This is a genomic window from Streptomyces sp. NPDC038707 (assembly GCF_040636485.1).
Classification (GTDB): Bacteria; Actinomycetota; Actinomycetes; order Streptomycetales; family Streptomycetaceae; genus Streptomyces.
Window position 1 is genome coordinate 19,885 of the sequence record NZ_JBEZUP010000009.1, and the last position, 18,954, is coordinate 38,838.

At 70.0% G+C, this 18,954-nt stretch carries 16 protein-coding genes; 4 read left to right on the forward strand and 12 right to left on the reverse strand.

From position 1 onward, the window contains the following. Positions 1-169: 169 nt before the first annotated feature. On the forward strand, positions 170-742 hold the full coding sequence (locus AB0E62_RS14585; RefSeq protein WP_362192306.1) for a DUF4383 domain-containing protein: 573 nt from the start codon (positions 170-172) through the stop codon (positions 740-742). On the opposite strand, the gene AB0E62_RS14590 is transcribed toward AB0E62_RS14585, so the two are convergent. The 3 genes from AB0E62_RS14590 to AB0E62_RS14600 all read right to left on the reverse strand — a co-directional run bounded on the left by AB0E62_RS14590 (position 730) and on the right by AB0E62_RS14600 (position 5,534). Next, positions 730-1,833 carry an amidase domain-containing protein gene (locus AB0E62_RS14590; protein ID WP_362192821.1) on the reverse strand — a complete coding sequence of 368 codons (1,104 nt, stop codon included), beginning with the start codon at positions 1,831-1,833 and terminating at the stop codon, positions 730-732. The two genes, AB0E62_RS14585 and AB0E62_RS14590, sit on opposite strands and share 13 nt — an antisense overlap. A gap of 187 nt (positions 1,834-2,020) precedes the next feature. Further along, positions 2,021-3,322, reverse strand: coding sequence for a hypothetical protein (locus tag AB0E62_RS14595; RefSeq protein WP_362192308.1), 1,302 nt, complete (start codon positions 3,320-3,322; stop codon positions 2,021-2,023). A 46-nt stretch (positions 3,323-3,368) separates the two neighbouring features. Then, positions 3,369-5,534 (reverse strand): transglycosylase domain-containing protein, encoded by a 2,166-nt coding sequence (locus AB0E62_RS14600; RefSeq protein WP_362192824.1) that lies wholly within the window; start codon positions 5,532-5,534, stop codon positions 3,369-3,371. A 210-nt stretch (positions 5,535-5,744) separates the two neighbouring features. Between AB0E62_RS14600 and AB0E62_RS14605 the strand changes: the two genes are divergently transcribed. Then, positions 5,745-5,960: a zinc ribbon domain-containing protein gene (locus AB0E62_RS14605; protein WP_362192310.1), complete on the forward strand. Its 216-nt coding sequence runs from the start codon at positions 5,745-5,747 to the stop codon at positions 5,958-5,960. On the opposite strand, the gene AB0E62_RS14610 is transcribed toward AB0E62_RS14605, so the two are convergent. From AB0E62_RS14610 to AB0E62_RS14620, 3 genes are read right to left on the reverse strand one after another with little or no spacing between them, the layout of a single operon-like run. Continuing rightward, positions 5,957-6,775, reverse strand: coding sequence for an HAD family hydrolase (locus tag AB0E62_RS14610; protein ID WP_362192312.1), 819 nt, complete (start codon positions 6,773-6,775; stop codon positions 5,957-5,959). The two genes, AB0E62_RS14605 and AB0E62_RS14610, sit on opposite strands and share 4 nt — an antisense overlap. Continuing rightward, positions 6,775-9,228: a phosphoribosyltransferase gene (locus AB0E62_RS14615; protein WP_362192314.1), complete on the reverse strand. Its 2,454-nt coding sequence runs from the start codon at positions 9,226-9,228 to the stop codon at positions 6,775-6,777. The genes AB0E62_RS14610 and AB0E62_RS14615 overlap by 1 nt, the downstream gene beginning before the upstream one ends. Positions 9,229-9,255: 27 nt before the next feature. After that, entirely contained in the window at positions 9,256-10,422 is a 1,167-nt protein-coding gene (locus tag AB0E62_RS14620) for an HpcH/HpaI aldolase/citrate lyase family protein (RefSeq protein WP_362192316.1), read from the reverse strand. Positions 10,423-10,597: 175 nt separating this feature from the next. On the opposite strand from AB0E62_RS14620, the gene AB0E62_RS14625 reads away from it, so the two are divergent. Next, positions 10,598-11,299, forward strand: coding sequence for a TerD family protein (locus AB0E62_RS14625; protein ID WP_362192318.1), 702 nt, complete (start codon positions 10,598-10,600; stop codon positions 11,297-11,299). Positions 11,300-11,320: 21 nt separating this feature from the next. On the opposite strand, the gene AB0E62_RS14630 is transcribed toward AB0E62_RS14625, so the two are convergent. The 6 genes from AB0E62_RS14630 to AB0E62_RS14655 all read right to left on the reverse strand — a co-directional run bounded on the left by AB0E62_RS14630 (position 11,321) and on the right by AB0E62_RS14655 (position 15,795). Continuing rightward, on the reverse strand, positions 11,321-12,052 hold the full coding sequence (locus AB0E62_RS14630; protein WP_362192320.1) for a Tellurium resistance: 732 nt from the start codon (positions 12,050-12,052) through the stop codon (positions 11,321-11,323). Positions 12,053-12,140: 88 nt separating this feature from the next. After that, positions 12,141-13,280: a DUF475 domain-containing protein gene (locus AB0E62_RS14635; RefSeq protein WP_362192322.1), complete on the reverse strand. Its 1,140-nt coding sequence runs from the start codon at positions 13,278-13,280 to the stop codon at positions 12,141-12,143. Between the two features lie 75 nt (positions 13,281-13,355). After that, entirely contained in the window at positions 13,356-13,934 is a 579-nt protein-coding gene (locus AB0E62_RS14640) for a TerD family protein (RefSeq protein ID WP_362192324.1), read from the reverse strand. Between the two features lie 101 nt (positions 13,935-14,035). Continuing rightward, complete coding sequence (locus AB0E62_RS14645; protein ID WP_030604488.1) at positions 14,036-14,611, reverse strand: TerD family protein; 576 nt, start codon at positions 14,609-14,611, stop codon at positions 14,036-14,038. A gap of 136 nt (positions 14,612-14,747) precedes the next feature. Continuing rightward, positions 14,748-15,206 carry a peroxiredoxin gene (locus AB0E62_RS14650; protein ID WP_362192326.1) on the reverse strand — a complete coding sequence of 153 codons (459 nt, stop codon included), beginning with the start codon at positions 15,204-15,206 and terminating at the stop codon, positions 14,748-14,750. A 151-nt stretch (positions 15,207-15,357) separates the two neighbouring features. Beyond that, complete coding sequence (locus tag AB0E62_RS14655; RefSeq protein WP_030776836.1) at positions 15,358-15,795, reverse strand: DUF3052 domain-containing protein; 438 nt, start codon at positions 15,793-15,795, stop codon at positions 15,358-15,360. A gap of 410 nt (positions 15,796-16,205) precedes the next feature. Between AB0E62_RS14655 and aceE the strand changes: the two genes are divergently transcribed. After that, the gene (aceE, locus tag AB0E62_RS14660; protein WP_362192328.1) at positions 16,206-18,953 is read left to right on the forward strand and encodes a pyruvate dehydrogenase (acetyl-transferring), homodimeric type; all 2,748 of its coding nucleotides are present in this window, start codon (positions 16,206-16,208) and stop codon (positions 18,951-18,953) included. Position 18,954: the final 1 nt, after the last annotated feature.

Genomic DNA, 18,954 nt, shown 5'->3' on the forward strand with positions numbered 1-18,954 from the left:
CCCCGCGGAGCCCGCGCAGGCCGGACGCGAACACCGAGTCGCCCCGGAGCCGCCACCATCCGAAAAGTCCTGCGGGGACGCCGGAGGGCGGCGTGTTGCCGGGTGGGCGGGGGCGGCGGATAGTGAGTTGACGGACGGATGGCCTCCGCTAGCGCCCGAGGAGGCGGACATGGCCACACACGCGGTGCGTTCGAGGAACGCCCGGGAACGCCGGCGGACCCGGCTGGACGACCACCTGCCCGTGGACCACCGGCTCAACCGGGTCTACCGCATCGGGGCGGGCCTGATCGGCGCGTTCCTGATCGCCTTCGGCATTCTCGGCCTGCTGGACCAGATCGGTTTCTTCAGCACGGGCGGCAACCAGGTCGCCGGACTGAACTCCAACGGCGCGCTCAGCGTGCTGTCGATCTGCATCGGCCTGCTGCTGCTGGCGGGCGCGGTGATCGGCGGGAACTTCGCGTCCACCCTGAACATGGTCCTCGGCGTGCTGTTCCTGCTGAACGGCTTCCTGTTCCTGGGCCTGCTGGACACCGAAAGCAACTTCCTGGCGTTCAAGATCCAGAACGTCTACTTCAGCTTCGTCGTGGGCCTGCTGCTGATGACCTTCGGCATGTACGGCCGGGTCGGACACGCGCTGCCGCACGACAATCCGTACTGGCGGGCCCGCCACCCCGAGTCCTCCCCGCGCGAGGAGGACGGCCGGCGGCAGGGCCCGCGGCAGGGACCTGATCAGGTCCGGTAGGCGTAGAACGCCGCGTTCGGGTACGAGGCGACCAGGCTGGCCACCGACCGGTTGTACGTGTTGGTCGAGTGGTAGGTCACGTACGGCACGCCCCGGCGGTCCCGGGAGGTGACGATCATCGTGTGGTCCTTCGACCCGTCCCGGTTGAAGTCCATCTGGATCACGTCACCGAGGTCCGCCTGGTAGACGTTGGCGAGGCTGGTGGCCCGCTGGGACGACAGGGCGAACCAGGACCACTCGTTCACGCCGACGAAGGAGTCCGACTGGATCTCGGAGTTGCCGAACCACTTGTGGAAGTCGTACGTGTACCCCGGTACGTGCTTCCAGCCGCCCGCCTTCAGGGCCTGGCTGACGAAGTTGGTGCAGTCGCCGCCGGCTCCCTGCCCGTTGAAGTTCGGGTAGGCCGGGTTGTACTTGCTCCAGTACTTCTGCGCGTAGGCCACCATGGCCTTGTAGTCGTAGCCGCTCGCGGAGAAGTTCTTCGCCCTGGCCGGGGCCGGCCAGGTGGTGGCGGCGCGGGCCGCGCTCGGCGGACCGTCGTCCTCGGCCGCGGTCTGCGGCTTGGCGACCTCCGGCTTGGCGACCTGGTTCACCGCGAGGTAGCCGTCGTCGGTGTCGCGGATGCCGGTGAGCCGCCAGTTCCCGTGCCGGTCGGCCGTGAAGGTCAGCTCGTGGTGCGCCTGGAAGCCGGTCGCCGCCGGGCTCTTGGACGTCGTCCTGCCGTAGGTCAGCGATGTGGTCTCGGTGACCGCGACCTTCGCCTTGCGGCCCTTCACCTGCGTCGCGTCGAGCCGGACCTGCGTGCTGCCCGCGCGGTACGTCTCGCCCAGCCGGGCCAGCCGCCCGCGCCGGTCGCGCAGTTCCTTCAGCGCCGACGTCTGTTCCCGCGTCTGCCCGCCGGACAGGCTCACCGAGCCGGAGAAGCCGGACGTGTGCCGGGTCTGCTTCGTTCCGGCGCCTTCCACCAGGGCCTGGGTGCGGTCGGTGAAGACCGCGTCGGCCAGCCGCTGGAAGGTCGCCTTGGTGGCCGCGTCCACCGTCGGGTCGTCGGTCACCGCCGCGCCCGCGCTCCAGTTCGGCACCAGGGCCACACCGGCGACCACCGACGCCGCCGCGGCGGTCACTATGGCCGTACGGCGCCCCTTACGGCTCAGTCTTCTGGATTTCAATGATGTTCCCCTCTACGCCGGTACACCTACCGGGCGAGGGGCATCTTCGCATGGCCGGTACACCGGTTGTGAAGAGGGGCGCACAAGTGGAATCAGCCGTGCGCACCGGTCATTTGACGACCGCCGACCAGTCCGGCGCCTGGGCCGGGTCGAGGCCGCGCAGGGCGGCCAGGGTCTGCGGTTTCTGCACGTCCAGCCAGTCCGCCAGCTCCTTGAAGGAGACGCACTTGACGCCCTCCTTGGTGCACACGTTCTTGACCACCTGGTCGATGGCCTTCATGTAGATGCCGCCGTTCCAGTCCTCGAAGTGGTTGCCGATGAACAGCGGCGCCCGGCTGCCGTAGTAGACCCGGTTGAAGCCGGCCATGTACGAGTCGACGGTCCGCCTCTCCCACTCGGGGAACTTGGCCGGGTCGCCCTGGGTCTCGCCCTCGGACTGGTTGTAGAGGAAGTTGAAGTCCATGGACAGGCCCTGGTACTTGCCGCTCTCGTACGGCAGCATCTGCAGCGGGAAGTCCCAGATGCCGTTCTTCTTCGAGGGCCATATCTGGAAGTCGCCCGGGGAACTGGCGTCGTAGCGCCAGCCGTAGCTCTTGATGGCCTTCAGCAGGTTCGGCTGGCCCTCCAGGCAGGGCGCCCGGCCACCGGTGACCTCCCGTTTGAAGTCGAAGGGCAGCGGCGGCAGGTCGGTGAAGCCGGTGTTGGTCTTCCAGTGCTCCACGAACGTGTAGAACTGGTCGATCTCGCTCTTCCACTGCGCCACGCTCCAGTCGCCGCCGCCCTTGGCGCCGCAGAAGTGGCCGTTGAAGTGGGTGCCGATCTCGTTGCCGTCCTCGTACGCCCTGGCCAGCTCCTCGACGGTGGTGCGGATGTGGTCGTCGGTGGCGTAGTCGATCGCCGCGTCGCCCGGGGCGTGCATCGGGCCCTGGTACTGCGCCTTCTTGCTCTTGGGCAGCAGGTAGATGCCGGTGAGGAAGAAGGTCATGTGGGCGTCGTACTCCTTCGCCAGCTCCCGGTAGTGCGAGAACAGGTGGTCGCCGCCCTCCAGCGCGCCGTCCCAGGAGAAGACCACGAACTGGGGAGGCTTCTCACCGGGCTTGAGCGGCACCGGCTTCAACTGGCCCTTCTGCGGGCCGGTGTAGGAGGTCGAGCCGTCCCCCAGGACCTTGACCTTGCCGTCCCAGGCCGGGCTCGGGGACGGCTTCGGGGTGGCGCTCGGCCTCGGTTTCCTGCCGGCCACGGCGGCCGGTGTGCTGTCGCTGTCCGTACCGGACAGCGCGAGGAACCCGGCCACCAGCGAGGCCACGACGAGGAGCGCGGCCAGGGTCAGGACCTGGGGGCGGGTGGCACGGGGCGCGCCGCGGCGGCGGGGGGCTCGACGGCGGCCTGACGACGACATCTTGCGGGGCATGCGCGGCTCATTCTGGGGAAGGGGCGGGTAGGCGGGGATTCCCTGCTCAGCCGAGGCCCGTCGCGGCCGACCAGAGGGCGTACGGGACGCTGCGGGCGGGCCCGGCCAGGCCCTTGAGCGGCAGTGGCTCCAGGGATCTGGCCAGGTCGATCCGGTAGACGACGATCGCGGTGGACACGGAGTCGGCCGTGCCGACGTACCAGGCGGCGGTGTCCTTGTCGGTGCCGCCGGCCTTTCCGGCCACCCCGGACCGGCCGGCCGCCGCGTCGGGGTGGGCGGTGCGGAAGGAGTCGGTGAGCGCGTCGGTGACCTGCTCGGCCACCCCGGCGCCGACCGCCCGCCGCGGGCGCGGGGTGTTCAGCGCGACCGGGGCGCCGTTGCGGGTGATCCGGCTCACCGAGTACGGCTCGGTGTGGTTGCCGCCCGCGGCGAAGGTGGCGTAACCGCTCGCCATCCGGATCGCGCTGGGCGTGGAGGTGCCCAGCGAAAGACCGGGCACCTGGGGGCCCATGCTGGAGCGCAGCAGCCCGGACGCCACGGCGGTGTCGCGCACCTTGTCCAGTCCGGTGTCCATGCCGAGCTGCATGAACGGGGTGTTCACCGACTTGGCGAGCGCCTCCCGCAGGGTGATCTTCCCGTACGACTTCCCGCCGTCGTTGTGCGCGGCGACCTTCTTGCCGCTGCGGTCCCAGTACGGCCCCTCGGGCGTGGTCACGGGCACGCCGTCGTCGCCGTCGTAGACGCTGTCCGGGCCGACGGGGGTGGCGGGGCCGCTGCGCGTCTTGTGCACACCGTGTTCGAGTCCGGCGGCGTAGACGAACGGCAGGAACGCGGTGCCGGCCGGGACCGTGGTGGCGTTGGACTCGTTGTAGCCCTGCCTGCGGTGGTCCGGGCCGCCGTAGACGGCGAGGACCCTGCCGTCCGCGGCCACCGAGGCGGCGCCGTAGTGCCCGTCCTCCGCCGCCTCGGGAGTGTCGTCCGCCGCCTTCTGGCGGGCCTTGGTGACGGCGTCGGTGAGGGCCTTCTCCCGCTTGCGGTCGAAGGTCGTGTAGATCTGGTAGCCGCCCAGGTCGAACTGCTTGTCCGTCAGGTGCCCGGCCTTCTTGGCGTACTGCGACGCCAGCTCCACCAGGTAGTCGCTCTGCTCGCCGGTGTCGTACAGCGGGTTGGTCCTCAGCGGCTCGGGGAACGTCGTGTACTTCGCCCGCTCCTGCTTCGACAGCTTGCCGATCTTGACCATCCGGTCCAGGATCCACGACCAGCGCTCCACCGCCCGCGCGTGGTTGGCCTTGCCGAGCGTGGGGTCGTACAGGCCGGCGCCCTTGAGCAGCGAGGCGAGCATCGCCGCCTCGGAGACGTTGAGCTTGTCGACGTCCTTGCCGTAGTAGGCCTGGGCGGCGCGCTGGATGCCGTAGGTGCCGCGGCCGAACCAGCTGGTGTTGAGATAGCCCTCGAGGATCTCGTCCTTGCTCATCTTGTTGTCGAGCTTGAGGGCGATCATCGCCTCGGTGAATTTACGGCTGACCGTCTGGTTCTGGGTCAGGTAAACGTTTTTCACATACTGCTGGGTAATGGTGGAACCGCCCTCGGTGTCCCCCTCGCCCACCGTGCGGAACAGGGCCCGGCTGATGCCTTTGAACGATATGCCCGGGTCCGAGTAGAAGCTCTCGTTCTCCGCCGCGAGCACCGCCCAGCGCACGTCCTGCGGAATGTCCTCCAGCGGCATCGCCTGCCGCTGCACCCAGCCCGTACGGGCCATGGGCGTGCCGTCGGACCAGAAGTAGACGTTGTCCTGCTGGGTGGCGTACGCGTTGATGTCGCTCGGTATGTCCGTCATCGCGTACGCGGTGACCAGGAAGGCGCCGAGCAGGCCGAAGGAGGCCAGGACGGTGCCGGTCCACTGGCGCCAGGAGGGTATCCAGCGGCGCCAGCCGGTACGGCCCGGGCGCGGGTAGACGGGCTTGAGGCGGCGCAGGAAGGGGACGGTCCGGCGCGCGTACGGGGCGAGCGGGCCGAGCAGGCGGCTCCCCGGGCGCTCCCGGGCGGCGGCGCGCGTGCCGCGCCGGCGCTCGGCCCGGCCACCGGCCGGGGCGGGGTCCTTCGGGGGTGCGGGGAGACGCAGCCGCATCGTTTCGTCAGCCCGGAGGGCGTCGACTCTCAGATGCAGGGTCTCGTCGGCCGCCGGCGGCCTTTCGCCACGGCCGCCCCCCATGGGGCCGTCCTCCCCCTGCGACGCATCGGTCACGCCTGCGTCTCCCTCCGCACTCGGTCTCGCTCGCGCGGGTGAGCTGAGCATCCTCGCCACGGCGTTCACAAATTATCAGTAACGTTTTCGAATGCCCTGCACATATGCCGCACGGATGACAACACTCATGGAACTTTGAGCTGCCCCCCGCTCCCCCCTGACGGCTAACCTGGGCCCATGCCTCGTTACGAGTACCGCTGCCGGAGCTGCGGCGACACGTTCGAACTGAACCGTCCTATGGCGGAGTCCGCCGACCCCGCGTCATGCCCCGCGGGACATGACGACACCGTGAAGCTTCTGTCGACGGTGGCCGTGGGGGGCGTCTCCGGTGCGCCGGCGCCCGCGCCCCGGGCCGGGGGCGGCGGGTGCTGTGGCGGAGGCTGCTGCGGTTAGCCCGCCTCGGGACACCGGGCCGTTCTCAGGAACTCCCGCAGGATCCGCTCCCCCGCCAGTACCCCCCGTTCCGGCAGCGCGGTGACCTGGGGGGCCGTCCAGTCGGTGTCCGCCAGTTCGCCGTGGCCCGGGCGCCAGCCCCGATCGGCCGCCAGGAGGAGGTCGGCGTCCAGCAGGGAGTCGCCCGCGGCCAGGACCGGCTCCGCGCCGGTGCGGCGGGCGACCTCGCGGACGGCCGCGCCCTTGGTGAGCGGCTTGGGCACGGCGTAGATCTTGCGGCCCTGGAGCGAGACCGTCCAGCCCCGGTTCTCCGCCCACACCGCCAGCTCCTTCACCCAGTCCTCGGGCAGCAGTTCGCGCTCCACCACCAGGTAGGCGAACAGGTCCTCGGCGACCCGGTGCCTGCGCACCCACACCGGGTCCGCCGAGCGCAGCAGATGCTCGCGGACCTCCTCCAGCGGCGCGCACTCGTCGGTGAGCCGCGCCAGCACCCGCGCGTGCCAGTCGGCGTCGGTGACCCCGTCGACCAGCAGATGGCCTCCGTTGGCGCAGATCGCGTACCGGGGCGGCGGGCCCGGCAGGTTGATCCGCTGGTACTGCTTGCGGGTCCGGGTCGTCGACGGCACGAACACGGCCGCGTCACCGAGGTCCGCCAGCAGCCCGGCCGCCGTCTCCGTCATGTAGGACAGCGGCCTGGCCTCGTGCACCTCCACGCACAGCAGCCGGGGCGCCCGGGCGTCCGGCATGGTCAGCGCGAGGGCCGCCGAGGAGTAGATCAGCGTGCGGTCGAGGTCGCTCGCCACCAGCACCGGCATCAGACGTGCACCGCCCTTCCGTCGGCACCCGTGGCACCGCGTGTGTACTTGGGGTGGATCAGCCCGACGCAGCTGTACGGCAGCCCGGCGACCTCCTCCACCGGTACGCCCCGCTGCTCGGCGAGGAGGCGTACGTGGGCCAGGTCGGCGCCGGCGCCCGCGCGGGCCAGGATCTTCCACGGCACCCGGCGCAGCAGCACCCGGGTGGTCTCGCCGACACCCGGCTTGACGAGGTTCACGTCCTGGATGCCGTACTCCTCGCAGATCCGCTCGACCGCCCGCCAGCCCGCCCAGGTCGGGGTGCGGTCGGTGGCGAGCAGTTCCCTGACCGCGCCGGTCACGGTGGGGGCGACCTCCTCGAACCGGGCGGAGACGGCGTCGAGGAAGGCCACGGAGACGTCGGCGGCGGCCAGTTCGCGGTAGAACTTCGCGCCGTGGTAGTCGTCCGGGCCGACCAGGTCCGCGCGCAGCACCGTGCGCGATATCAGCCCGGACACCGTGGAGTTGAGGCAGGCGGAGGGGATGAGGAAGTCGTCCCGGGTGCCGTACGTCCGCACGCAGGAGCCGGGGTCGGCGAGGACGGCGATCTCCGGGTCGAACCCGGTGACGCCCTCCTTCCGCCCGAACTCCTCCAGGGCCTGCGCGAGTTCGCGGGTGATGGCGCCCTTGCCGGTCCAGCCGTCGACGAAGACGACATCCCGGGGGTCGTGGTGGGCGGCCAGCCAGCGCAGCGCGTTGGCGTCGATGCCCCGGCCGCGCACGATCGACACGGCGTAGTGCGGCAGGTCCAGTCCGTGCCGGAACCGCGCCCAGCGGCGCATCAGGATGCCCACCGGGGTGCCCGCGCGGGCCAGGGAGACCAGCACCGGGCGGGGCGACCGCTCGGCGGTCACCAGGTCGGTGACCACGCCGACCGCCTGCGCCAGCCGGGCCGCCGACGCGTCCAGGGCGGCGTGGAACAGCTCCTGGTAGCGCTCGCTGGGCTGGTACTCCACCGGCAGCGACTCGGCGTAGTGCGCGCCGCCGCTCTGGACGGCCTCCTCCCGCTCCTCGGTCGGCGCCTCCAGCGCCACGTCGGACAGGTCCTGGAGCAGCCAGCCGACCTCTTCCGGGGCGTACGAGGAGAACGCGGGACCACGCAGGGGCTCGGGCAGCACGGGCGGCCTTTCGGGAACGTGCGGGACGTACGACGGCACGACCGCGAGCAGGACGTGCGGAACCTGCTCGGCGAGCCGGGCCAGCAGGCCGTCCGGCGCGTGCAGGGCGGGGGTGTCGGCGACGGAGTCGACCACGGCCACGACGGCGTCGAAGCCGGCTCCGGCCACGTTGTAGGCGTAGCGCTCGCCGGGACCGTCCGCCGGGTCGTCGTGGGCCGGGAAGACCAGGCGGCTGCGGATCGCGTACCCCGGGTCGTCGACCACGAGCACGGGCGACCGGGTGGTGGTGGAGAACCGCACCTCGGCGTCCGTACCGCCCTCCAGCTCCCGGGCCAGCCGCAGCGGGACGTACATCAGCTCCTCGGAGCCGAGCACGAGCACCCGCCGCGCGCCGGCGGGCAGGGCGTCCCGCAGCCGGGCGGCCAGGCCGGGGAGCGCGGCTTCGAGCCGGGCGCGGTGGGCGGGGGTGAACCCGTGCCGGCCGCCGTCGGGGAGGCCGGGGGGCCAGTGCAGGTCGACTCTCGCGACGTGGCCCGGCTGAGGCACCCCGTGCGCGGCGCGGGGCGGGACCTCGTGCCGCGCCTCGCGTTCCGCGACCAGCCGCCGCCCCTTCTCCAGCACCCCCTCCGGCAGTTCCACGACGCCGGAGGCGAGCGCGACCACGTCCACCCGTGCCCCGATCTCCCCGGCGAATCGTTCCAGCCGGGCCGTGTCATCGGCCGACCGCATGTCCACCAGGGCGACCACCACGTACCGCTGCCGCGGATACCGCTGGTGCAGGTCACGGATGGTGTTCAGCACCGTGTTGCCGGTGGAGAACTCGTCGTCCACCAGCACCAGCGGCCCCCGCCCGGACAGCAGCCCGGGATCCTCGGGAAGCAGCAGGTGCGACGTGGCGTGGGAGTGCGCCTCCTCGAACCCGCCCGCCGGGGCGACCCCGCGCACCGGCCGCCGCGTGGAGTGCAGGTACGGCACGGAGCCGAGCCCGTCCGCCACGGAGTGTCCCAGCCCGGTCGCGGTCTCCGCGTACCCGAGGACCACCGCGTCCGGCGCCTCGGCACCGAGCAGCGCGGCGACCCGGCGGCCCAGGCGCAGCCCATGGTCGTGGACCACGGACGGCGACTGCGGGACGTGTTTGCCGAGGACGTTCGAGACGAGCAGGTGGGCCCGCTTGGGGTTGCGGCGCAGCGCGAGCCCGAGCAGGGCCGGCAGCCCGTCGTCGCCCACGAGCCCGACACCGAGCCGCTCGGCGACCCAGCTGCCGGACCAGACCCCGTCGTTCACTGCGTTCTTCATGCGTTCCTTGGTCGGAGGGAGAGAGGTTCAGCCGGGTATGCCGGCGGCGAGCAGTTCCACGAAACCGACGTCCTCGTGGGCCACGCCGAACGCCTCGGCGCGCAGCAGGGTCCGCTCGGCCCAGGCGCGGTGCGGCTTCACCTCGTTCATCTTGTTCGTGTAGGCCGACCGCAGTACACCCCCGCCGCCGCGCTCCGGCCGCAGGATGTCCTGGGCGTCACTGAACTCCTCGTGACTGACCACGGAGAGCGCGTGCACGGGCAGGACGTGCGAGGGGTGGATGCAGGTCTTGCCGAGGAGACCGTTGGCCTGGTCGAGGGAGATCTCCCGGAGCAGGCCGTCCATGGCGTGGGCGATCAGCCGCTCGCGCAGTTCCGAAGCCTGCACCTCGAGGAAGGGACTCTGCCTCAGCTGCGGCTTGAACATGCGCTCGGAGGCGCGGAAGTACTCCCAGACGGGGCCGGTGACGGTGAACCCGGTGCCGTCGGCCCGGCCGAGCATGTTCACGACGTCGGCGATCACGGAGGCGACTATCTGGACGTCGTAGGCGGTCATGTCCGGGGCGCGGCGCAGGCCGTAGGAGGAGCAGAAGTCGGTGACGCCGAGGCGCAGGGCCAGCACCCGGTTCCGGTACTTGTCGACCGCGCGGAAGATCCCCTCCAGCGTCTCCATGCGCGACTCGCGGTACAGCAGCTCGGGCGACTCCAGGACCGGCATGGCGAACAGCCGCCGGCCGCCGGCGTGCTCGGCCGCCGCGACGGCCTCCAGGAAGGGGATGCCGCGTTCCCCGGTGAACTTGGGCAGCACGAACCCGGACAGCAGGCGCCCGGCCGGGCCGAGACGGCGGACCAGGTCCGGTATCTGCTCGGGGGTGCGCACCCGGATGAACAGCAGCGGCGGCTCCGCCCCGGGCCGGGCGGCGAGGTCGGCGAACTGCCGGACGAGGTTCTCCTCGCCCGCCCCCACGTCCGCGTCGTCGATCGAGTCCTCCAGGCACAGCACCATCGAGACCACGCCGCTGCCGGCCTGCTTGACGATGTCGTCCGCGAGCCGGGGCCGGGTCGCCGGGCTGTACAGCGTGGCACCGAGGGCCGCGGAGAGCAGGCGGGCCGGGGAGTCGGCGGTGAACGCGCACGGCTCCTGATGGAAGAGGCGCTTCCGCACCTCGGGGGCGATGTGCCCGAAATGACGCATAGGACTCCCTTTGGACTGCGGCCAAACCTCTGGGTTCGGTAAAGGGTGGCCGGTAATAGTACGTAGGGACCCATGTCGGAGGTTCCCAGTGGGCATGAATTCCCGGTAACTCCCCCATGCCGGCACCACGGCCCCCGCATTGTCGTGACCAGGACCGAGAGGGCAGGATGACCGCATGACGCACGCGATGCTGAAGGGGTCGAACGTCCCGCTGGAGGCCACCACGGTACGCGCCGTGCTGCGCTGGACACCCGGGCAGGGAGTTCCGGACGTGGATGTGTCGGCGCTGCTGCTGGGTTCCGACGGCCGTGTGCGCTCCGACGAGGACTTCGTCTTCTACAACCAGCCCCGGCACCCCTCCGGGGCGGTGTGGCGGCTGGGCAAGAAGCGGGTCGCCGAGGGACTGACCGACGCGATCCGGACAGACCTGACCGTGGTCGAGCCGGGCATCTCCCGGATCCTGCTGGTCGCCTCCGCCGACGGGGTCGCCTTCGACCAGGTGCCGGGGCTGGGCATCCTGCTGTACGACGCCTCCGCCGCCGACGGGGAGCCGCTGGCCCGGTTCGACATCAAGCCGGAGACCGGGTCCGAGACGGCGCTGATCTGCGGTGAGCTGTACCGGCGCGGGGAGGGCTGGAAGTTCCGGGCGCTGGGCGAGGGCTACTCCAACGGGCTGAAGGGGCTCGCGACGGACTTCGGCATCTCGGTGGACGAGTCGGAGACGGCGGAGGAGCCACCTACATCCGCCCTGCCGCTGCCGCCGGCGGTTCCGGCGTACGGGTATCCGCAGCCGGTGCCGGTGCCTGTGCCGGCGGCTTCGGCGGGGGAGGGGTACTTCCGGATGCCGCCGCAGGGGCCTCAGTTCATCGGGCGGTAGGCGGACGCGGTCCGCTCACCCCTACGCCTTCGCCTTGTAGCCCCTGCCCCACTGGAGGCCCCAGCCGTAGAGGCGGTCCAGTTCGCCCTGGAAGCCGTAGACGAACTTGACCTCGCGGCGGACGATCAGTTCGTCCTTGATGTTCTCCAGGAGGACGACGGCGCAGGAGCGGGCCTGGGGATGGCGTTCGTCCAGGCCGATCTCGATGCGGGGGCCGTTGCCGGGGTACAGGGTGACGACGGCGTGCGTACGGTCGAAGGCGGGCGTCTGGTCGTAGATGTAGACGAAGACCAGCAGCCGCTTGATGTCCTCGCGGTGGTCGAGGTTGACGTACATCGTCTCGCCGGAACCGGAGCCGAACCGGTCGTCGCCGCTGAGTTTGATGTACGGCGGTGCGTTGACGTCGCCGAGGTAGCCGCCGAGGGGCTGGACGACGCCCTTGGTGCCGTCGGTGAGTTCGTAGAGGCAGCCGAGGTCGAGGTCGACGTTGACCATGCTCTGGCCGTGGCCGAGGATCTCCGGCGGCTTGAGCGCCTTGAAGGGGTGGCGCAGCAGGCTGGTGCGGGAGCCCGGGCCGAAGTCGGAGGTCCGCATCCGCCAGGTGAGGTTGACGCGCAGATTTCCGGTGGCCGCGCCCTGCTTGGTGAGGGACACCGTCGGGTGCCGCCTGGTCAGCTCGATGGCGTTGGTGGCCGCGTTGCCCGAGTCGAAGTCGGCGGCGCGCCCGCCGAGCAGTCCGTCGAAGAAACCCATTCCCGCCCCCAGGTACCCGTCGTGACACCGGCGGGGCGGCCGGCCGTGCCGGCCGCCCCGCTCAGAGCGTTCCTCACCGGCCGGGGTGTCACACCCCGGAGGAGACCTCGGCCTTCGTGCCGCTGCCCTCGCCCGCGGCGGCCAGGGCGCGGTTGCGGCGCACGGAGGAGAAGAAGGACGCCAGGATCAGGACGACACCGATGGAGCCGGTGATGACCTCGTGGATCTCGTACCGGATGGTGACCAGGAGGACCACGGCGAGGGCGCCGATGGCGTAGTGGGCGCCGTGCTCCAGGTAGACGTAGTCGTCCAGGGTGCCCTGGCGGACCAGGTAGACGGTCAGCGAACGGACGTACATGGCGCCGATGCCGAGGCCGAGGGCCATCAGGACGATGTCGTTGGTGACGGCGAAGGCGCCGATCACGCCGTCGAAGGAGAAGGACGCATCCAGGACCTCCAGGTAGAGGAACATGAAGAACGCGGCCTGGCCGGCCAGCACGATCGCGGGCTTCTTCTTGCCGCTGCGGGCCGCCTCTTCCTCCTCCTCGTGCTCGCGCTCCTCCTCTTCCTCCAGCTTGTCCTCGAAGTAGCCGGAGAGACCGCCGACGATCATGTAGGTGATCAGGCCGGCGATGCCGGAGATCAGCACTGTCTGGGCCTTGTCGGCGTGGAGGCCGCCGTGCTGGTGGGCGTGGGTGGCGACGGTGAAGGAGGCGATCAGCAGGACGACCAGGGCGATGCAGACCGACAGCATGTCGACCTTGCCGAGCTTGGCCAGGGGCCGCTCGAGCCAGCGCAGCCACTGGATGTCCCGGTCCTCGAAGATGAAGTCCAGGAAGATCATCAGCAGGAACATGCCACCGAACGCGGCGATCGCCGGGTGGGCGTCGGTGACCAGCTGCTCGTAACGGACCTTGTTGTTGATCGCGAGGTCGACGGCCTCGATCGGGCCCATCTTGGCGCTGATGGCGACGATGACGACGGGGAAGACCAGCCGCATGCCGAAGACGGCGATGAGCACACCGACCGTGAGGAAGATCTTTTGCCAGAAGGGGCTCATCTTCTTCAGGATTCCGGCGTTGACCACCGCGTTGTCGAAGGACAACGAGATCTCCAGGATGGCCAGGATCGCCACGACCCCGAAGCCGGTCCATCCCCCGTAGAACGCCGCCGCGATCAGACCGAGCACGGTGATCGCGAAGGACCATCCGAAGGTTTTGAGAAGCACTGGCTACCCCATCATCTGTTGAGGCCCCTCCCGGACGAATTCCGAGGAGAGTTCTCCCCCGCGCCGTACGCGGCTTTACGAAACGTTGACTCCGAAGTCTAGAGCGATGCCCCGCAGGCCCGACGCGTACCCCTGACCGACCGCCCGGAACTTCCACTCGCCCTGGTACCGGTACAGCTCGCCGAAGATCATGGCCGTCTCGGTGGAGGCGTCCTCGCTGAGGTCGTAGCGGGCCAGCTCCTGGCCGTCGGCCTGGTTGACCACACGGATGAAGGCGTTGGAGACCTGGCCGAAGGTCTGGCCGCGCTCGTCCGCCATATGGATGGAGACCGGGAAGATGATCTTCTCGCAGTGGAGCGGGACCTTGGCGAGGTCCACCAGGATCGACTCGTCGTCGCCCTCGCCCTCACCGGTGAGGTTGTCACCGGTGTGCTCCACCGAGCCGTCGGGGCTCGTGAGCTGGTTGTAGAACACGAACCAGTCGTCGCCCAGCACCCGGTTCCCGGCGCCGCACAGCAGCGCGCTGGCGTCCAGGTCGAAGGGGGCGCCGGTGGTGGAGCGCGCGTCCCAGCCGAGGCCGATCAGGACATTGGTGAGGTTCGGTGCGGCCTTGGAGAGGGAGACGTTGCCTCCCTTGGCGAGCGTGACGCCCATGCTGGTCCTCCCCTGGGGTGCTTCCCTGGTCTCCTGCGCGTCCGGCGCCGCCCGTGAACGGTGCGGCGCCGGACCCTGCGGATGTCGTTGTGCTGCCGGGATCAGACGTTGACGCCGAAGTCCTGCGCGATGCCGCGCAGCCCGGAGGCGTAGCCCTGGCCGATGGCGCGGAACTTCCACTCCGTGCCGTGGCGGTACAGCTCGCCGAAGACCATGGCCGTCTCGGTGGAGGCGTCCTCGCTGAGGTCGTAGCGGGCGATCTCGGCGCCCCCGGCCTGGTTGACGACGCGGATGAAGGCGTTGCGGACCTGGCCGAAGGACTGCTGGCGGTTCTCGGCGTCGTAGATCGACACCGGGAACACGATCTTGTCGACGTCGGCCGGGACGCCGGCCAGGTTCACCTTGATCTGCTCGTCGTCGCCCTCGCCCTCACCGGTGAGGTTGTCACCGGTGTGCTCCACCGAGCCGTCGGGGCTCTTGAGGTTGTTGAAGAAGACGAAGTGCTGGTCGCTGACGACCTTGCCGGAGTTGTTCAGCAGCAGCGCGCTCGCGTCGAGGTCGAAGTCGGTGCCGGTCGTGGTCCGCACGTCCCACCCCAGGCCGACGATGACCGCGGTCAGGCCCGGGGCCTCCTTCGTCAGCGATACGTTGCCGCCCTTGCTGAGGCTGACTCCCACGGGTCCTCCATGTGGTGTTCAGGGGCGGGGAGCCCCGTCGTGCTTCGGATATGGGATCAACGTGCCGATCCTAGTGACGGGTTCCCGCCCCCCGCAGACCTTGGGCCGAGGAAACCCAGGTGTCGGCCCGCCCGGCTCACAGAGTGTCGAGCGCCTTCACGTACTCGCCGAGGTCACGGGCGTCCGGCAGGCCGTTGACCACGGTCCACCGCACGACGCCCTCCTTGTCGATGATGAAGGTGCCCCGGACGGCGCAGCCCTTGTCCTCGTCGAAGACGCCGTACGCGCGCGAGACGTTGCCGTGCGGCCAGAAGTCGCTCAGCAGCGGGTACTCCAGGCCCTCCTGCTCGGCGAAGACGCGCAGGGTGTGGATGGAGTCGTTGGAGACGGCGAGCAGCTGGGTGTCGCGGTCCGTGAACTTCGGCAGGTTGTCACGCAGCTCGCACAGCTCGCCGGTGCACACACCGGTGAAGGCGAAGGGGTAGAAGAGCAGGACCACGTTCTTCTCGCCGCGGAAGTCCGAGAGCTTCACGCTGCGGCCGTGGTTGTCCTTGAGCTCGAAGTCGGGTGCCTTGTCGCCGACCTGGATCGCCATCGTCGTGCATCCCTTCGGTGGGCTGTTCGGGTGGGAGTGACGCATGAGCGCACACCGGCGCTCGGGTCCACCCTACGCAGCGGTCACCGAGGGGGGTGACGCCGGCCGGCCGGGCCTTCGGGCCCGGCCGGCCGGCGGCCGGCTCAGACGGTCACCGCTTGGACTTGGCGGCCTTGGGCGTCGCCAGGCGCGAGCCGCTCCAGTCCTTGCCGACGCTGACGCTCTTCGACGCCGTCAGGCCGGCCGTCGTGGCGGCGTCCTGGATGTCGCTCGGTTCCACATACCCGTCACGGCCGGTCTTCGGCGTGAAGAGCAGGATGGCGCCGCCCTCTTCGATGTACGTGGTGGCATCCACCAGCGCATCCGTCAGGTCGCCGTCGTCGTCACGGAACCACAGCACAACGGCGTCGGCCACGTCGTCGTAGTCCTCGTCCACGAGGTCAGTCCCGGTGACCTCCTCGATGGCCTCGCGGAGCTCCTGATCGACGTCGTCGTCGTAGCCGATCTCCTGGACCACCTGCCCGGGCTGGAACCCCAGCCTGGCGGCAGGGTTCGTCCGCTCCTCCGCGTGGTCCGCGGTCGCGCTCACGGGTTGCCTCCTGATCATGTCTTTGTTGAGTATCTCAGCCACGCGCGTGCGCGAAGCATTGGCCGTAGTCCACACGGGCGGGGCGGATCGCGCAAGTACCCGGCCGTCGGGACCGTCGAAACGGTGACGATCCCGGCCGTGTCGTCGCAACTCCTGGCACCGTATCGCGCTTTTCCCCCACCCACATCACGCCGGTGTGCCCGGTTTGCCCCGTTCGGAATCATCCTGGCTTACGTCGCTCGAACAATTTTGCCAAGCACGTCACACCCCGGGCGTATCGTTGCGTTTTGACCGGTGGTGCGCCGGCGGAGACGACCGTGGAGATGACGTACGCGTTCCCCAGGTACACGATGGGGAACGGTGCAGGCAGGTGTTAACGAGTACTCGCCCTCCGACAGGTAAGGAACAGCGTGGCTTCCGGATCCGATCGAAACCCGATCATCATTGGCGGCCTTCCGAGTCAGGTTCCTGACTTCGATCCCGAAGAGACCCAGGAATGGCTCGACTCCCTGGACGCCGCCGTCGACGAGCGCGGCCGGGAGCGGGCCCGCTATCTCATGCTGCGCCTGATCGAGCGGGCCCGCGAGAGGCGCGTGGCCGTGCCCGAGATGCGCAGCACGGACTACGTGAACACGATCCCCACCAAGAGCGAGCCGTTCTTCCCCGGCAACGAGGAGATCGAGCGCAGGATCCTGAACGCCACCCGCTGGAACGCCGCCGTCATGGTCTCACGTGCGCAGCGTCCGGGGATCGGCGTCGGCGGCCACATCGCCACCTTCGCCTCCTCCGCCTCGCTCTACGACGTCGGCTTCAACCACTTCTTCCGCGGCAAGGACGAGGGCGACGGCGGTGACCAGGTCTTCTTCCAGGGCCACGCCTCCCCCGGCATCTACGCCCGCGCGTACCTGCTCGACCGGCTCACCGACGAACAGCTCGACGGCTTCCGCCAGGAGAAGTCGAAGTACCCGAACGGCCTGTCCAGCTATCCGCACCCGCGCTCGATGCCGGACTTCTGGGAGTTCCCGACGGTCTCCATGGGCCTCGGCCCGCTCTCGGCGATCTACCAGGCGCGGATGAACCGCTACATGCAGGCGCGCGGCATCGCGGACACCTCGCGATCGCACGTGTGGGCGTTCCTCGGCGACGGCGAGATGGACGAGCCGGAGTCGCTCGGCCAGCTCACCCTGGCCGCCCGTGAGGGCCTGGACAACCTGACCTTCGTGGTCAACTGCAACCTCCAGCGCCTCGACGGCCCGGTGCGCGGCAACGGCAAGATCATCCAGGAGCTGGAGTCGGTCTTCCGGGGCGCCGGCTGGAACGTGATCAAGCTGATCTGGGACCGCTCCTGGGACCCGCTGCTCGCGCAGGACCGGGACGGCATCCTCGTCAACAAGATGAACACGACCCCGGACGGCCAGTTCCAGACGTACGCCACCGAGTCCGGCGCCTACATCCGCGAGCACTTCTTCGGCGACGACCACCGGCTGCGCGCGATGGTCGAGAACATGACCGACGACCAGATCCTGCACCTGGGCCGCGGCGGGCACGACCACCGCAAGATCTACGCCGCGTTCAAGGCGGCCAAGGAGCACGAGGGCCAGCCGACGGTCATCCTGGCCAAGACGGTCAAGGGCTGGACGCTGGGCCCGAACTTCGAGGGCCGCAACGCCACCCACCAGATGAAGAAGCTGACGGTCGACGACCTCAAGCGCTTCCGGGACCGGCTGCACCTGCCGATCTCCGACAAGGAGCTGGAGTCCGGCCTGCCGCCGTACTACCACCCGGGCCCGGACTCGGAGGAGATCCAGTACATGCACGACCGCCGCCGGTCCCTCGGCGGCTACGTCCCGACGCGCGTCGTGCGCTCGCAGCCGCTCGCCCTGCCGGACGACAAGGCGTACGCGACCGTGAAGAAGGGCTCGGGCCAGCAGTCCATCGCGACGACCATGGCCTTCGTCCGGCTTCTGAAGGACCTGATGCGGGACAAGGAGATCGGCAGGCGGTTCGTGCTGATCGCACCGGACGAGTACCGCACGTTCGGCATGGATTCCTTCTTCCCGAACGCGAAGATCTACAACCCGTTGGGCCAGCAGTACGAGTCGGTGGACCGCGAGCTGCTGCTCGCCTACAAGGAGTCGCCGACCGGCCAGATGCTGCACGACGGCATCTCCGAGGCGGGCTGCACGGCCTCCCTGATGGCCGCGGGCTCGGCGTACGCCACACACGGCGAGCCGCTGATCCCGGTGTACGTCTTCTACTCGATGTTCGGTTTCCAGCGCACCGGTGACCAGTTCTGGCAGATGGCCGACCAGCTGGCGCGCGGTTTCGTCCTGGGTGCGACCGCCGGCCGTACGACCCTGACCGGCGAGGGACTCCAGCACGCGGACGGCCACTCCCAGCTGCTGGCGTCCACGAACCCGGCGTGCGTGGCCTACGACCCGGCGTACGCCTACGAGATCGCGCACATCGTCCAGGAGGGCCTGCGCCGGATGTACGGCGGCTCGCCCGAGCACCCGCACGGCGAGGACGTCTTCTACTACCTCACCGTCTACAACGAGCCGATCCAGCACCCGGCCGAGCCCCCGAACGTGGACGTCGAGGGCATCGTCAAGGGCATCCACAAGATCGGCGAGGCCACCGGCGGGGCGATCCCGGCGCAGATCATGGCGTCCGGCGTGGCGGTCCCCTGGGCCCTCGAGGCGCAGCGGATCCTCGCCGAGGAGTGGAACGTCCGCGCGGACGTGTGGTCCGCGACGTCCTGGAACGAGCTGCGCCGCGAGGCCGTGGACTGCGAGCGGCACAACCTGCTGCACCCGGAGGAGGAGCAGCGGGTGCCGTTCGTGACCCGCAAGCTCGGTGGTGCCGAGGGTCCGTTCGTGGCCGTGTCCGACTGGATGCGGTCCGTTCCGGACCAGATCGCGCGCTGGGTGCCCGGCCCGTACCAGTCCCTGGGCGCCGACGGGTTCGGCTTCGCCGACACCCGGGGCGCCGCGCGCCGCTTCTTCCACATCGACGCGCAGTCCGTCGTGGTGGCGGTGCTGACGGAGCTGGCGCGGGAGGGGAAGGTCGACCGGTCCGTGCTGAAGCAGGCCGTCGACCGGTACCAGCTGCTGGACGTCTCGGCGGCGGATCCGGGACCGGCCGGGGGCGACGCGTAGC

Bases quoted from the DNA above. Each gene is read 5' to 3' on its own strand.
- AB0E62_RS14585 (WP_362192306.1), top strand. From the start codon at position 170: ATGGCCACACACGCGGTGCGTTCGAGGAACGCCCGGGAACGCCGGCGG.
- AB0E62_RS14595 (WP_362192308.1), bottom strand. From the start codon at position 3,322: ATGCCCCGCAAGATGTCGTCGTCAGGCCGCCGTCGAGCCCCCCGCCGC.
- AB0E62_RS14600 (WP_362192824.1), bottom strand. From the start codon at position 5,534: ATGGGGGGCGGCCGTGGCGAAAGGCCGCCGGCGGCCGACGAGACCCTG.
- AB0E62_RS14605 (WP_362192310.1), top strand. From the start codon at position 5,745: ATGCCTCGTTACGAGTACCGCTGCCGGAGCTGCGGCGACACGTTCGAA.
- AB0E62_RS14610 (WP_362192312.1), bottom strand. From the start codon at position 6,775: ATGCCGGTGCTGGTGGCGAGCGACCTCGACCGCACGCTGATCTACTCC.
- AB0E62_RS14615 (WP_362192314.1), bottom strand. From the start codon at position 9,228: ATGAAGAACGCAGTGAACGACGGGGTCTGGTCCGGCAGCTGGGTCGCC.
- AB0E62_RS14620 (WP_362192316.1), bottom strand. From the start codon at position 10,422: ATGCGTCATTTCGGGCACATCGCCCCCGAGGTGCGGAAGCGCCTCTTC.
- AB0E62_RS14625 (WP_362192318.1), top strand. From the start codon at position 10,598: ATGACGCACGCGATGCTGAAGGGGTCGAACGTCCCGCTGGAGGCCACC.
- AB0E62_RS14630 (WP_362192320.1), bottom strand. From the start codon at position 12,052: ATGGGTTTCTTCGACGGACTGCTCGGCGGGCGCGCCGCCGACTTCGAC.
- AB0E62_RS14640 (WP_362192324.1), bottom strand. From the start codon at position 13,934: ATGGGCGTCACGCTCGCCAAGGGAGGCAACGTCTCCCTCTCCAAGGCC.
- AB0E62_RS14650 (WP_362192326.1), bottom strand. From the start codon at position 15,206: ATGGCGATCCAGGTCGGCGACAAGGCACCCGACTTCGAGCTCAAGGAC.